This window comes from Christiangramia sp. OXR-203, from assembly GCF_034372165.1.
Classification (GTDB): Bacteria; Bacteroidota; Bacteroidia; order Flavobacteriales; family Flavobacteriaceae; genus Christiangramia.
The window spans coordinates 1,240,769-1,255,702 of sequence record NZ_CP139698.1 but is presented as its reverse complement, the minus strand read 5'-3'; the positions used below and the strand labels follow the sequence as shown (position 1 = coordinate 1,255,702).

The window sequence follows — 14,934 nt, the reverse complement described above, 5'->3', positions numbered from 1 at the left end:
TTAATCTATAAAATTGGTCTATAAATCTTATGATAGATATCATCTTTAATATCTTTCCATTCATCTTTCAGAAGTCCAATTGTGGTAACATCTATAAATTCACTATTTTTTTTGACATGCTGCCTTAAGAGCCCCTCCTCCTTGAAACCAAATTTAGAATGCATTTCCAGAACTCTTTTATTAAAATTTAATACTTCTCCACAGAGTTTATTCAACTCTAAGTCATCAAATACATAATTAAGCAGTTTAAATTCTACTTTTTTTCCTATACCTTCACCCCTTATAGATGTATCTCCAAGGTAAAAGCCCCAATAGCATTTGCTGTTATAAGTATCAATATCAATAATATATACCAATCCAAGTTTTTTCCCCTGATATTCAATCATCCAATATCTGCTATTTTCTTCTAAAGAAATTTTTTCGAACCAGTTCTTTTGCTGATCTGAAGATATTACATTATCGGTGTACATATATTTGCCTACCTCAGAAGAATTTCTCCACTTTCTAATTGTTTCAAGATCTCCTTCATTTATTTCAATAAAATTAACATCACTCATCGACCAAATTTTTAATTTTTTTTAAATTGTTATCAGCAGCATTTCTGATTTCCTTACGAAATGGTATTTCATCTAATTTAATCTTATTGTTTTGAATGTCTGCAATAACAGTACTTAATTCATTTCCGTCAAATTTGCCAGCCTCAAACGTCGGCAAGAGATCTCTACACTCGAAATAATCAAATAATTTTTTTTGATTTTCTGCATAATAGCAAATTAAAGGAATTGCACCTCCTGCAAGCACCTCCAGTAATATACCACTAGATGGTATTATGGCAAGATCGGCTTTTCTTATTTCATAAAGCATTTCTTTCTCACTCAATGAAGACAAAATATTAATATTCGGGTTCTTCTGCCTCACATCCTTTAATGATTCCCGGTGAATATAGGCAGAACCTAATATTACCGTAATCGTTTTTACCAAAACATTTTCAGCAATTACTTCCAAAACAGATTTTGTAAGATTTTTAAAATCTGAACCTCCAAAACAAATTAATACATGTTTAACTTGTTCAATTTTTTTTTCAATTCTAGTAGCTTGAAGAAAGGCTGGCCGTAGTAAAGCATATGCCGGGCCTAAAGCAAATTTCGTGTATGGTTGTGCTAGATAATTATCTGGAGTAATTCCTGGTGAATGATTTATTATTAAATCAGCATAAAATTCTTTATCATGCAAATCGTCTATACAGACCAATTTGCTACCAGCTTTTTTAATTCTTTTCTGATAAGTAGAATCCAAATCGTAATGATCCAGTACTACAATTTCATCACCTGTGAGAAGATTGAAAAACTCAGCTTCTTTTGCGATTCTAATTACTGAAAAACCTTCGGTAATAAAAGTGGCTTCAATATCAGTTGGAATGGATTTAGTTACGAATGATACATCAAAGGAACCTTCTAGCATTTTTGCTAATGCATGGCATCTTACAATATGTCCCAATCCAATCTTTGGGTTTCCATCAGCTCTTATATATACCCTATTTTTCATGAAGTTTCAAAAAATATTCTGCCATTTCTAAATCTTCATATTCATCTATATCTATAGCCTTTATCCAGTGCATGGGATAAAAGCTGTATTCTGGACCATAAAAACTGTTTGCATGAAGAAGACTCTCTCTATTTGCTATCCAAATTGCACCGGTAGGACAGTAAAGGTCTGGTTGATCCTGAGATCTTTTTATCCTTTCTTCATTTTTAAACACTGGAGTGGCTTTTCCTTTGGACTCTAATTTATGAGCCCACCAAGGATTCATCCATCCATATTTAAAACAGCTAATCTGGTACTGAATACCTTTGTCGACAAAATTTTCAATCGCTGCATCAATATCTTCAGAATCCCGGATTGGACAATTGGCCATTAATTGAATGACAATCTCCGGTTCTCCATGTCCACCTTCCTCCCACTGGCTTACCGCCCTAATCGTTGCTAAACTTATAGGAGAATGATCATCTGCATTCGTATCGCGTAAAAATGGTACTTTAGCACCAAATTTTCGTCCTACTTCTGCAATCTCTTCATCATCTGTACTCAATAAAACCTCATCGATATATTTAGATTGGAGTGCAGCCTCTATTGTCCAGGCTAGCATTGGTTTTCCACAAATTTCTATAATATTCTTTTTAGGTATTCTTTTAGAACCGCCTCTTGCAGGAATTACTGCAATAATTTTTTGATCTACCAAATTGTCCATCCTCCATCAACTTTTATATTTTGCCCAGTCATATTAGTGGAATTATCAGAAACCAGAAAATCAATCGGTCCTACTACATCCTCTTCCTCTAGCATCCTTTGCAGTGGCGTTAAATTTTTATAGCGGTTTTCAAAATTTTCATCTGTTCTGCCTTTTATACCTCCAAAACTAACGCAATTAACTCTAATTTTAGGAGCTAAACGAACTGCCAGTTCTTTAGTTAAATGAATTTGGGCTGCTTTAGAAACGCCGTAATGAACTGCAGACGATTCTTCGAAGTTATCATACAAAGATGGAGTGGGTGCCACTACTCCATACATTGATGAGATGAAAATTATATTTTCAAGTTTATGAGACGTATTATTAATTAATCCCATAGATAGTCGATATGGAAAAACAACATCCATATATAATTCTCCCGAAAAATTCTCCGCAGAAATAGTTTTATCTTCTTCTAATTTTAAGAAGCCAAGTGATCGTGCATTATGGATGACATGCGTTAAGATTATTTTATTAGATTGAATATATGTTCTAATTAAATTCAAGGCATCGACCTTTGTAAAGTCCACCTCAATCACTTTAAAATTATCCAGATCATAGCCTGATAACTCAGGTTGTTTTTTATCTAAAAAACGTTCTCTATTAGTAGAGGTGGTTATTACCTCAAACCCATTATTCAAAAAGTGTTTTACAAGTTGAAATCCTACTTTACCACTTCCCCCTGTTATTAAAATACTTTTCATATCCTACCTTTTTCCAAAATTTGAATTATTTCCAAAGTTTCTCCTCTTTGAATATTCTTTTCTTTTCCACTTAGGACATCCACAAATTTTTTCAAAGAATTTTTGAAACATGCGAAAGAATCCTTGAAATCCTTTTCTATTACCCCCTTCGATCCGTAATAAGATAATTTAATAGGCACCAAAGTATCCCCAGTAACTTTAATATAGGCTGTAGTATTTTCCCATTCAATCATACAATTTATAAAATGTTTTTTTTGAATGATATTAACATCTATTAGTTTACCTCTCTCAGGAAGGCGGGAAACAATCGGTTCTATTAAATGTATGGCATACGTATCCCATTTTTTTGGAATAGCTGCTTCTACATGAACTATTTCCCCAATACTGTCCTTTTCCTTCTCGGTTAACTTTAATTCATCAGCAAAACGTATTGAAGAACAGGTAAAAACCTGATCTTCAAATTGCTGTTCATTTAAAATCTTGTTAGCTTCAAATACAGATAAAGCCAAAGGTTTATCGATAAAAATAGGTATTCCAGCTTTCAAAAATGGAAGTGCCATGCTGTAATGATTTTCTGCATCATCCCTAGCCAGAAGAACTGCATCTACCGCACCAACCATGTTTTCTAAATTTTCAACTATGTATTTAATATTAGTAGCAGCTGCAATATGCTTTGAGGTGGCAATCTCCTGAGTCCATATATGTGTGACTTCACCGAAATCCCCCAAACTATCCTCTGGAAAATTTTGCTTAGAAAGATACTCTGGTATAGCCGGAAATGGACATTTTCGCATATCCTCTTCTCCATAGCCGTTAAAAATAGCACTCCAGGAGTAGGGATGCCCGTTCCCTTCACTCATTCCAATAACACCTAACTTTAATTTTTTGGCCATCGTGAAGGAATTAAAATATTCTCGTTTATCTTATATTGCAACTCTGGAAGTATTGAAGCTAATTCTAAATTAGTAAGGTTTTCTACAAGCTGCTTGTTAGTTTCAACACCAATAATTACCCTGTCAATAAATGGTTGTTGTACGGCAAATTTTAAGAGGGCTCCATTTAAAAACTCTTTTTTCTGCAACTGACTTATAGGCAATTTTACTTCTTCAAAGAAATCATCTAATCTATTTGGGTTCATGAAAAATAAACCTTGTAAAAAAGCTGATCTTGTATGAATTTCACAACCCTCTTTTTTGAGATCTTTTATATAAGGTTCAAACCTTCTGTCAAAATAATTATAAGGAACCTGAATGAGATCTGGGATATAACCCTTATCAATTAATTGTTCCAGCTCCATAGGTTCATTTAAGGAAAAACCAATCTTATCTACTTTAGATTTACTTTTGAACTCTAGCAATTTGTCCCATTGCGCTGGGTTCTCTAATATATTTAAAGGACGGTGAGCAAGATAACCATGCAACTTTTGAATACCAAGCTTTTCTAAGCTGGTCTCGAGTTGGTCGGAAATATCTTCCAAACTATCTGGCATAAATTTGGATACCATTTTAAAGGAAGACAAATCATTTTGTCCCAAGACATCCTCTGAATTCCCATAAGCGCTTGCCGAATCTAAAACCTGGATTTTATAAGTTTTAGCCGTTTTTAAAATCTTTGTAACTTCTATAGAATCGGTTTGACCTGCTTTATTCGAAATGCCATAAGGCAAACCAAATTGAACTGTTCCTAAACCTACCTTTTCATTAAGCTTCATAAAACTTGTTGATCTTATCTATCACAAAATTCTGTTCATTCTCTGTTAGAGTTGGATACATAGGCAAACTAATACAATTTCGATAATATTCTTCAGATTTAGCCAAATCTCCTGTTTTCCAACCTAAATCACGGTAATACGGCATTAAATGACAAGGGATATAATGAATTTGCGCAAAAATTTTATTTTCTCTCAGGTAGTTATATAAACCAAGTCTATCAATTACTTCAAGAACATATAAATGGTATGCATGCCCCTCTATTACACCAGATTGTCCTTTGATGAAATTTTTATCAGCAAAAGCTTTATTATATCTATCAGCCAGAAATCTACGCTTCTCAAGTCCCTCATCAGCACGTTTTAACTGACTGCTTCCGAGTGCTGCCTGAAAATCGGTTAATCTATAATTGTATCCCAATTCCTGCATTTCCATATACCAGTTTGGAAAAGTGTTGTCCTCTGCAGTACCTCCTGCAAATTCTATAGAATTCTCGAAAGCATCTTCATTCTTGGTAATACCATGAGTTCGTAATTTTAAAAGTTTTTCATATAAATCCTTATCGTTTGTAGTAATCATCCCACCTTCTCCACAGGCAATATGTTTTACCGGATGGAAGGAGAAGATAGCCAGATCGGCAAATTTCCCATTACCACATAACTGTTTATTTCCTTTGGAATCCACAAAGAACCCTCCAGGCGCATGACATGAATCTTCAATGATCCATAGATCATGCTCATTTGCAAGCTTCTTAAATCCCTCTAAATTAACTGCTCTACCGGCAAAATCGACAGGTATTATTCCTTTATAAGTACCTTTAGGGGCACTTTCCAATAAATCCCTAACATTATTTATATCCAGTAAATATGTTTCTGGATTTATATCTGCAAATACTACTTCGCCGCCACAATATCTTATACAATTTGCTGAGGCAGCAAAAGTTATTGGTGTAGTTATGACTTTATCTCCTGTTTGAATGTTTAGAGACATGGCACAAAGATGAAGAGCTGCAGTCCCATTAGAAACCGCAACTGCATATTTACTTTCTACATAAGCGGCAAAGGATTCTTCAAATTCAGCTATTCTAGGCCCTTGGGTAAGATAATCTGATTTTAGAGTTTCAATTACAACTTCAATATCTTCTTCTGTAATATTTTGTCGGCCGTATGGAATAGGATGATTCATATTATACTTCAAATGTTGGATCTACGTGTTCTTTAATTAAATCTCTAAGGTTATCTACAGATTCCCATTCATCATTTTCGCCAGAATTATATTGAAACCCGGGCGCTACTTTACTCGCATCAAATTTTTCGATGAATTCCTCTAATTTCCATTTATGAGTAGCAGGTAGTATAGTATAATATTTACCTAGATCGTAAGTATAGTAAGAGTCTGAATCGGTTATCATTTCCTCGTGAATTTTCTCCCCTGGCCGAATTCCTACAACAGGTTTTTCACAATTAGGACCTATAGCTTCTGCGATATCAGTAATTTTATACGAAGGAATTTTCGGAACAAAGATTTCACCACCCCATGCATGTTCTAATGCATGCATCACCATATCTACCCCACCTTGCAGGGAAATATTAAATCTGGTCATGGTAGGATCAGTAATTGGTAAAACCCCTTCATTCCTCTTTTTAAGGAAAAATGGGATCACCGATCCATTGGAACCCATTACATTCCCATACCGAACCACTGAAAATTTAATCGGATTCCATCCTGTAATATTATTTGCCGCCACAAATAACTTATCAGACGCCAATTTAGTTGCACCATATAAATTAATAGGTGCAGCAGCTTTATCAGTTGAAAGTGCTACTACACGTTCAACGCTGGTTTCTAAAGATGCATTAATAATATTTTCAGCGCCCATTATATTGGTCTTAACGCATTCCATGGGATTGTATTCTGCAATGGGCACATGTTTCATTGCGGCTGCGTGAATTACATAATCGATGCCTTTTAATGCTCGTTTTACTCTAGCTTCGTCTCGCACATCACCTATAAAGAATCTTACTTGTGGGTATTCATTAACAGGATAATCCTGTGCCATCTCAAATTGTTTTTGTTCATCACGAGAAAAAATGACTAGCTTTTTGAGATTTGAATGTTTGTTAAGAATATGAGCAGTTAAGGCTTTTCCTAAGGAACCTGTTCCGCCGGTTATTAAAATAGATTTACCAGTTAAATCGAACATATTTTTAATTATTTTTAAAACTTTAAAAGTAAAGAGATTAAAGTGGTTACAGGTTCACTAGTTTTTTTTTAAATTAAATTTAACAAAGATAGAAACCTGTTACCAAACAAATTTTGACTGAATGTTAGAAGTGAATAAAACTACTTAGGTTATTCAGAAAACTATAATGAATTTTTAACGGCTATAATTTCTGAAGTATTTTGATAGTTTGCATTTAAATTTCTTGTAGTTCGACCAATTTCTTAAAGTATGGAGATTCATCTATTAAATTAGAAAATGTATTTACATTTGAAATTTCTCCTTTCTTCATAACTACTATTCTATCTGCATTTTTAATTGTAGCAATTCTATGGGCTACAATTAAAATAGTATAGTTTCCTTTGAGTTCATCTATATTCTCCTGAATTGCTTTTTCAGTTTCTGAATCTAAAGCGGAAGTCGCCTCATCCAATATTAAAATTTCGACGTTTTTATATAATTCCCTAGCAATGGAAATTCTTTGTCGTTGTCCCCCACTAAGATTAACTCCATTATTCTCCAATATAGTATTTTCTTTATCCGTAAGCTCATTAATGAAGCCTAAAATGGATGCCTGTTTGACAGCCAACCAAAATCGCTCTCTATTGGATTCATTATCCTCATCCCAAAAACTAATATTATTAAAAACGGTGTCGTTGAAAATCACAGGATCTTGAGTGATATACCCAATCTTTTTCTGAATACTTCGTTTATCAATTTTCTCTATACTTTCTCCATTAAGAAAGTAATTCCCATTATCTATAGGCAGTAATCCCGCAATAATATTTACTAAGGTGGTTTTGCCGCTCCCGCTTTCTCCTACAAAAGCAATACTTTCATGCTTTTGGATATTTAAAGAAATATTCTTAAGAATCGCAGTTTCATTATAGTAGAAATTTACTTTTGAGAGCTCCATCTTCTCAATTTGTACTTCAAGTTTAAGAGTTCCTCTCTTTTCCTTATTAGATCGAAGTTCTTTACCAAACGCCGTCATGTTCTCCAGAGATCCTGAGACGGCTAAAAATTTATTCCATCTAGTCTGCATTTGCATTAAATTGGTCAATGCCCTGTAAAAAAATATTAAACTAATTAAAATAGGTCCAAGATCTGATCCAAAAAAGGATGTTTGAATATAAATTACCGTAACCAGAACGAATATTAGAATTGGCTCTTTTCCCGCAAATAACAATGCATCCAATTTTCCTATTTGCTTATTACTTGATTTAATTTTATTTACAGATTCTCTCAATTTATTTCCGTAGGATTCCAGAGAACCGGTGGCCTTTAAATATTTGTAATTGGCGACATTTTGGATTACCAAACTTTGAAATACATTATTTTCTCCCGTAAGCGTTCGGGAAACATTTTTTGTGTTTTTATAAAGAGATTTATAGAGGAAATTTGTTAAAACACCTCCTACTGTAACCAGAATTGCAAACTGTGAATCAATTCGAAAAGCAAAGGTCATATAAACAAACACTAGCACCCCAAATTCCAAAGCTTTGAAATAATTGAAATAAGAAGCTGCAACTCTGTCTACTTCCCCCGTCAAAGTATTTTGAATTCTACCAACATCAGACATTACAAAGTACTTATACTTTAGGCTATTCAGCCATTTAATATTGTTTAGTCTCAAGTTCTTGATAAACCACTCTCGAACATTTACTGAATAAATTCCTGATGCATATTGTACCAAACCTTTAGCAAGAAAGAAAATGGCCATAAATGCTAAGATGGAAACCAGATTTAGGCTAAAACCAATATCATTGATAAAATCGACTATGAATTGTAATTTCCCTAAAGCCTCAGGATCCACTTCAGAAGAATCGTTTACCATTTGCAACAGAGGAAGAAACATGGTCAAACCAAGTCCATCTAATATACCTACAAAAATGCTTAGTCCAACCAAGATGAAAACCCTATAGCCTAAATAGGAATAAAAATATGCGAAACTGGTAAAATATTTTTTAATAATTTTTTTTATCAAAACAAGTTTATTTATTCATTTTGTAAACTTTATAAGTATAGTACATACAGTTTGAGAGACCAATACTGCAGTTTAAGAATACAGTCCTGTAATAGGATCTACTTTTTTCCCAAGTTTTTGCTGAATTCCGTCTTTGGTTCCACGGAAAAACATTTTTAACTTTTCAATTTTGTTATTTTCCTTTAAAAGAATGCTACCCAATAGTTTCACCCAACTTTTAACCAGTTTTGATGATCTTTGTATGGTAATATCCCTCTCATACAAACGCATATAGAGCATATTTCTAGTTTCGTAATAAAATTTCCAGGGTGGACGATGATTTGTCTCTCGCTTGGTAAAGTGTACTCCTTTCGCCGCAGGTACCCACTCAGCTTTATATTTATATTTTGCTCTAATTCTATGCAGAAGGTATTCAGAATCTTCCGTCCAGAAGAACAATTCTTTCATTGGATAACCTACTTTCTTTATAATTGAAATTGGAATAAGAACACCCCACCATCCAGGGTCTCTTCTGGATATAAAATCTTTTTCTCTTATATATGGAAAAACCATAGTATTATTATTTGCAATGGTTAGTAAGTTTTCAAGACAGGATTCAAAGGGGAAGAAATCATCATCCATTAGCCAAACATATTCAACATTAGATTTTTCAGCAAAATGCTTGATACCTTCATGGAATCCACCTGCAGGACCCAGATTTTCCGGTAAGGGTAAAATAGAAACATTATCCAATGAATTTAAAAAATCCTCAGTGCCATCAGTAGAACAATTATCCACTACTAGAACTTCCATATTGGGGAAAGTTTGTGCCAGCACCTTGCATAAAGTGATCTTAAGCAGATTTATGCGATTGTAGGTCACAATTACTACTCCAACATCCGGTTTCATAAGTTTGTTTTAAATTAATTCTAATCCCCTTAGGACCAGTAACTGGGATTTACTTTAAAATATAAGACTTTACTAATTTCTTATTTTTCAAAAGCGCATTGTAAAAAGCCTTTCTACCTAATAAAGATTTCCACGTGTAATGGAAAATAATTTTCAGTCCATACCTTTTAATGATATCTTTCTTATTTGGAAAATTTTCCATCATAAGGATTCTGTCTTCTAGCTTATTTTTTAAAGTGTTAACTCTATCCCTACCAGAAGTTGCCCCCGCTCCATGGATATTATATTGAGCAGTCACACTCTCTAAATTAAATCCTTTTCCATATCGCAATAAACTGCACCATATTGGCCAATCTACAGTGAAAAAATTATTGAAATTTTGCCATGGTGGTAGATCTAATGCTGATTTTTTTATTACAGCCGTGCAGGTAGTAAATTGATTTTTTCTTAAAACCTGATCTAAATTGATTTCTCCATAAGCTTTACCTTCACTTTCTTTTTGAACCTTAGACTCATTTAAACTTTGCACTTTAGACCCACAAATTGTATAATCCTTATTTCTCAAAAGTATATTCACCTGCTTCTCCAATTTATGTCTGTCCGTCCAAAAATCATCTCCTTCACAGAGTGCAATGTAATCCCCATCGCATTCTTCTAAGGTTGATAACCAATTCCCAACCATTCCTAGATTTTGATCTCGCTCGATGACCCTTATAAGTTGAGGATATTTACGTTCATACTCTTTGCAAATAGCTAACGTGTTATCTGTAGATTTATCTTCGCCAATAATTATTTCATAATCAAAATCCAGCTTCTGACTAATGGCCGCTTCCAAACAATCTTCTATGAATTTCTCGTGATTATACGTAATAATACAAGCAGAAACCTTAATTTTTTTCATTTTAATCCTCGGGAGTTAAAGATAAATTAACGAAAACCTTTTTACCCGTTTCTGTATCAGTATAATATAGATTTTTATAGCTACCATGGGTTAAAGCTCGAAGTCTGTTTATGATATTTCTATAAGAATCAGTCTCATTCAAATCAATTTCCAACAATTCATTAAAGTCACGCTTTGAAAAGAAATTACCTCCAGCCTCTGGTTTTTCAGTTGAGCAAGTGCCATCGAATATGCAATCAAAATTTTCTTCCAATAATTCCATTTCAGCATTTAAAACACGATTATATAGAGTAAGAGAAGTATCCCACGAAAATTTCTTCACAAATTTCCGGGATATAATGGGACCATTATCTAATTTTTCATCCATTTCGTGAATTGTTGCTCCTATCTGAAGGTCTTTGATAATTGCAAATACCTGAGGATACCAACCACGATTCACTGGATTATATCCAGGATGAATATTAACACAACGAACTCCATTAACTAATTTAGCAGGAAAGAATTGATAACAATGAACCGATACAACCATATGATAATTATCCAATATCCAATCAGTCTTTTGGTTTACATCTAAAATTTTATTTTGATTTTTGAAATCTGCATGCTCCCAAATAGCAGTAGGAATATTGCTATGATAAAAATCAAAATTTAAATTTGTTCTATTTTCCTTATCAATTAAAGATTGGATCCTTTCATATTGCTGAAGATTATCTATAATAACCAGTATCCTTTTCATGCTTAATGTTCAAGTTTTTGTAAGATAATTTCTGCAATAGATTTTATCTCTGCTGGGGTTAGATCATAAAAAAGAGGAAGACACATAATTCTTTGGGAAATATCCTCTGATATAGGAGTAGGTTGATGATTTAAAATTTTTGTATACGTATTAACGGAAGGATAAAAATAACGTCTAGGAAAGATATCTTTGTCATTCAAAGCTTTTTCCACCTTAAGAAGTTCTTCTTCGGAAGAAAATATTACTGGAAAATAAGAGTAATTCGTTTCATTCTCTTTAATTTTTTGAAATTTTAATTTTTCTGATTTATCTAGAAGGTCCAGATACATCAAATACTTTTCTTTCCTATCTTTCAATACATCATCAAAATATTTTAAATTAGCGATTCCCAGTGCAGCGTGAATTTCTGTCATTTTTCCATTGAACCCATCCTCAACAACTTCCTTATCTTCATTATGACCGAAGAAACGTATCCTCTCTAACTTTCTTTGAAGTTCTAAGGAATTTGTTATACAAGCTCCGCCTTCTCCAGTATTAAATAATTTAGTTGCATGTAAGCTTGTCGCAGAAATGTCTCCGTACTGTAACAGACTTTTACCTTTGTAAGTACTACCAATGGCATGGGCCGCATCATAGATTACTTTTAAATTATGTTTTTTAGCAATAGCTTCAATTTTTTCAACATTGCAAGCTGTTCCAAAAACATGTACAGGCATAATTGCTACAGTGTCTTCTGTAATAAGGCTCTCTATTTTATCTTCATCAATATTTAGGGTTTCGGCATCTATATCACAGAACACAGGATTACAGCCTTCCCAATGTATAGCGCTTATGGTTGCCACCCAGGTAAAAGGTGTTGTGATAATATCCCCTTTCAATTGTAATGCTTTTATAGCCATTTGTATAGCTACCGTCCCGTTTAAAACCAAACTAAAGTTAAATAGACCAAGCTTCTCCTTCATTTTTGCTTCTAAGGATTGTACTTTTGGGCCGTTATGTGTAAGGATACCAGAGGTCCAAACTTCTTCTAATAAACTTGTATATTCCTGCAATGGAGCCAATGTAGGTTGGGTTACAAAAATGGGTTTTCTTTTATTATTCATTCGACCTAATTTTAAATTCATCCAATAAGCGGGCCTGATTAATATTTTGCGAATATTCAATATTTTTATCCTTAATTCCATTTGCTAACTCATAGAAATGAATGAGCATATTCTCAAAATGGTTATCAGACTCTAATTCAATTGTTCTAATCCCGTCAGTATGAGTTTCTAATATAATCTGTGGTTTGAAGGATTCCTTAGCTGTAAAAATTCTATTAGTATATAGTTTACCCTTAGAACCAATAATCTCCAAGTTACACTGATAAAAATTATCAAAACCAAAAGCAATCTGCGTAAACAAGTCACCGTTCTCTTGCTGTATCATGCCCCCTCCCCAAATATCTACATCAAATTTATTATTAGAATTGCTTTTAGCAGAAGAAACATAAATTTCAGAACCCAATAAAATTTGAGATAGTTTTATGGGATAAGCTCCCGCATCCAACAAGGCACCACCTCCAAGTTCTTTTTTATAGCGAATATTATCTGGATCTGGAAAAGGTGGAAAACAAAATGTGCTTCTGATAATTCTAAGGTTTCCAATGAGATCGTTATCGATAATATTCAAGACTTCCGACAATTGGGAATGAAATCTGAACTGGAAATTCTCCACCAGGGCTAAATTAGATTCTTTCGCGATTTCATTAAGCTCTTTAACCTCTTCATATTTACAAGCCAATGATTTCTCCACCAATACATGTAACCCTTTTTCCAGTGCCTTCCTCACCCAAGGGTAGTGAAGTGAGTTGGGAAGAGGAATGTATACAGCGTCTAGAATATCCTTATCAAGAATTGAATCATAACCATCATAAAATTGAAAATTCGTAGAATGGACATTTTCCGCCTCATGAATATTTCTTGTTCCGATTCCTACAAATTCATAATTATCCGGTAAATTCTGGATTTCGGGTATTAATGATCTAAGGGCTATATTTGCCGTACCTAAAACCCCAATTCTTATCTTTGAAACTTTTTTATTCATAAATCAAATGATAATGCAGCCATAAGACTCCTGGCCTGAATATTTATATAGTTGTTATGCTTTATGAAAGTTTGCAACTGGCTATATGTCATCCATATAAAATTGTCCGGAGTCTCGGTAGGAAAATCTTCATCAGCAAAAACTATCATATTTCGATTCTGCTCTCTGTAAAATCTACCTCCTTCTTCAGATTGAAATGTGTCAAATAAAATTTTATTTTCTGATACTTCGCACACATAATTAAGATATGGAACAGTATTTTCAAACTCTCCATTATCTTTTACCGTCAAGGATTGTACAGTAGGCGCCAATTCTATGACGTCAAAATTTCCACATTCTAACTTTGCCTGAACAAGAAAATGCAGAATACCATCTATATTTTTGCAGATAAACGCGCAAATACCATCTTGTGTCGGTTTCACCATTGGTTGTGACCAGTCAACAACTTCTCGGTTACTAATCTTAATTTTGGTAGCGATAATTTCGAAGTACTTACGATCTATATGACGAATACTAGTGTCGTCAATTACCCAGTCGTTTAAAGCAGATAATGGAATTTTTGACACATCTAACTCATAATTACATTTGTGGTTAGTAATAAAGAGAATTATATCATTCAAAGTATTTTTAGTCTTAACATCATAAGCACAGGATTTTAAAAGACCGTTAGTGAATTCGTGAGAAGATATTTCAGAAATGGAACTTACCAGATTCAAACTTTCGTATTGAAAATCACCTAACGGTATCCCAGAGATTACCGTTCTAGTATCCATATTAACAATATTATCTTTTAGCATCAGCTCCTTTATCTGAGCTAAGGTCAACCAAATAAAATTCTCTAAAACATCAATTTCCTCATCTACAGTAATTATAATATTTCTGTTTCTTTTTTTGAGAAATCTACCACCTTGTTCCGATTGCAATTGATCCAATAAAATATTTTCTCTTGCAGCTTTTTGAAAGTACTCTAAGTACGCTGGTGACTTACCTTTATGAACTCGGGAATAGTTACTTTTAGTTGCTTGTAAAGTTGGTGATAGTTGTACATAGTTGATATTGCCAGGTTCAACTTTAGCTTGCATTAAAAAATGCAAAACACCATGGAACTCTTTGGTGATAAAACCGAGGTAACCTATTTCAGGTTGATTAATTATTGGTTGATTCCAGTGACCTTTAACACCGTAGTTAGTTGCTACCGAAAGCCCATCTATAGAAAAAAACTTCCCCGAATGATGCCTTAAAGAGAGGTCGTCAAAACCCCAGTTTTCTAATTCTGAGAAAGCAATTTGTTCTACCTCAACTTTTATTATTTCATTCTGCCTCTTAATCCACCTGAGAGCTTCATTAGTTGTAACAATTGAATTTTTCTTTTCTAAAAGACTTTTTAAGAATATTTTATTTAATCTTCTCTCCATT

15 protein-coding genes are annotated in these 14,934 nt (G+C 33.6%); all 15 read right to left on the bottom strand.

Annotated elements, in window-relative coordinates; translation table 11 throughout:
• Positions 1–5 precede the first annotated feature (5 nt).
• On the bottom strand, positions 6–557 hold the full coding sequence (pseH, locus tag T8I65_RS05765; RefSeq protein WP_322302446.1) for a UDP-4-amino-4,6-dideoxy-N-acetyl-beta-L-altrosamine N-acetyltransferase: 552 nt from the start codon (positions 555–557) through the stop codon (positions 6–8).
• Positions 550–1,545: a UDP-2,4-diacetamido-2,4,6-trideoxy-beta-L-altropyranose hydrolase gene (gene pseG / locus T8I65_RS05760; protein WP_322302445.1), complete on the bottom strand. Its 996-nt coding sequence runs from the start codon at positions 1,543–1,545 to the stop codon at positions 550–552. Before pseG ends, pseH begins: the two co-directional genes overlap by 8 nt.
• Positions 1,535–2,248, bottom strand: a complete 714-nt coding sequence (locus T8I65_RS05755) for an acylneuraminate cytidylyltransferase family protein (RefSeq protein WP_322302444.1) — start codon at positions 2,246–2,248, stop codon at positions 1,535–1,537. The genes pseG and T8I65_RS05755 overlap by 11 nt, the downstream gene beginning before the upstream one ends.
• Positions 2,233–2,991: an SDR family oxidoreductase gene (locus T8I65_RS05750; RefSeq protein ID WP_322302443.1), complete on the bottom strand. Its 759-nt coding sequence runs from the start codon at positions 2,989–2,991 to the stop codon at positions 2,233–2,235. Before T8I65_RS05750 ends, T8I65_RS05755 begins: the two co-directional genes overlap by 16 nt.
• Positions 2,988–3,884: a Gfo/Idh/MocA family oxidoreductase gene (locus T8I65_RS05745; RefSeq protein WP_322302442.1), complete on the bottom strand. Its 897-nt coding sequence runs from the start codon at positions 3,882–3,884 to the stop codon at positions 2,988–2,990. Before T8I65_RS05745 ends, T8I65_RS05750 begins: the two co-directional genes overlap by 4 nt.
• Positions 3,869–4,702, bottom strand: a complete 834-nt coding sequence (locus T8I65_RS05740; RefSeq protein ID WP_322302441.1) for an aldo/keto reductase — start codon at positions 4,700–4,702, stop codon at positions 3,869–3,871. The genes T8I65_RS05745 and T8I65_RS05740 overlap by 16 nt, the downstream gene beginning before the upstream one ends.
• On the bottom strand, positions 4,692–5,885 hold the full coding sequence (pseC, locus tag T8I65_RS05735; protein ID WP_322302440.1) for a UDP-4-amino-4,6-dideoxy-N-acetyl-beta-L-altrosamine transaminase: 1,194 nt from the start codon (positions 5,883–5,885) through the stop codon (positions 4,692–4,694). The genes T8I65_RS05740 and pseC overlap by 11 nt, the downstream gene beginning before the upstream one ends.
• A gap of 1 nt (position 5,886) precedes the next feature.
• Positions 5,887–6,903: a UDP-N-acetylglucosamine 4,6-dehydratase (inverting) gene (gene pseB, locus T8I65_RS05730; protein WP_322302439.1), complete on the bottom strand. Its 1,017-nt coding sequence runs from the start codon at positions 6,901–6,903 to the stop codon at positions 5,887–5,889.
• Positions 6,904–7,117: 214 nt separating this feature from the next.
• Positions 7,118–8,908, bottom strand: coding sequence for an ABC transporter ATP-binding protein (locus T8I65_RS05725; RefSeq protein ID WP_322302438.1), 1,791 nt, complete (start codon positions 8,906–8,908; stop codon positions 7,118–7,120).
• Positions 8,909–8,980: 72 nt separating this feature from the next.
• On the bottom strand, positions 8,981–9,796 hold the full coding sequence (locus tag T8I65_RS05720; RefSeq protein ID WP_322302437.1) for a glycosyltransferase family 2 protein: 816 nt from the start codon (positions 9,794–9,796) through the stop codon (positions 8,981–8,983).
• Between the two features lie 49 nt (positions 9,797–9,845).
• The gene (locus tag T8I65_RS05715; protein WP_322302436.1) at positions 9,846–10,697 is read right to left on the bottom strand and encodes a glycosyltransferase; all 852 of its coding nucleotides are present in this window, start codon (positions 10,695–10,697) and stop codon (positions 9,846–9,848) included.
• Between the two features lies 1 nt (position 10,698).
• The gene (locus T8I65_RS05710; RefSeq protein WP_322302435.1) at positions 10,699–11,433 is read right to left on the bottom strand and encodes a dTDP-4-amino-4,6-dideoxyglucose formyltransferase; all 735 of its coding nucleotides are present in this window, start codon (positions 11,431–11,433) and stop codon (positions 10,699–10,701) included.
• 2 nt (positions 11,434–11,435) lie between these two features.
• Entirely contained in the window at positions 11,436–12,536 is a 1,101-nt protein-coding gene (locus tag T8I65_RS05705; protein WP_322302434.1) for a DegT/DnrJ/EryC1/StrS family aminotransferase, read from the bottom strand.
• A complete protein-coding gene (locus T8I65_RS05700) occupies positions 12,529–13,518 on the bottom strand; it encodes a Gfo/Idh/MocA family oxidoreductase (RefSeq protein ID WP_322302433.1) in 990 nt (329 codons plus the stop codon). The genes T8I65_RS05705 and T8I65_RS05700 overlap by 8 nt, the downstream gene beginning before the upstream one ends.
• A complete protein-coding gene (locus tag T8I65_RS05695; RefSeq protein WP_322302432.1) occupies positions 13,515–14,933 on the bottom strand; it encodes an NDP-hexose 2,3-dehydratase family protein in 1,419 nt (472 codons plus the stop codon). Before T8I65_RS05695 ends, T8I65_RS05700 begins: the two co-directional genes overlap by 4 nt.
• Between the last annotated feature and the right edge of the window lies 1 nt (position 14,934).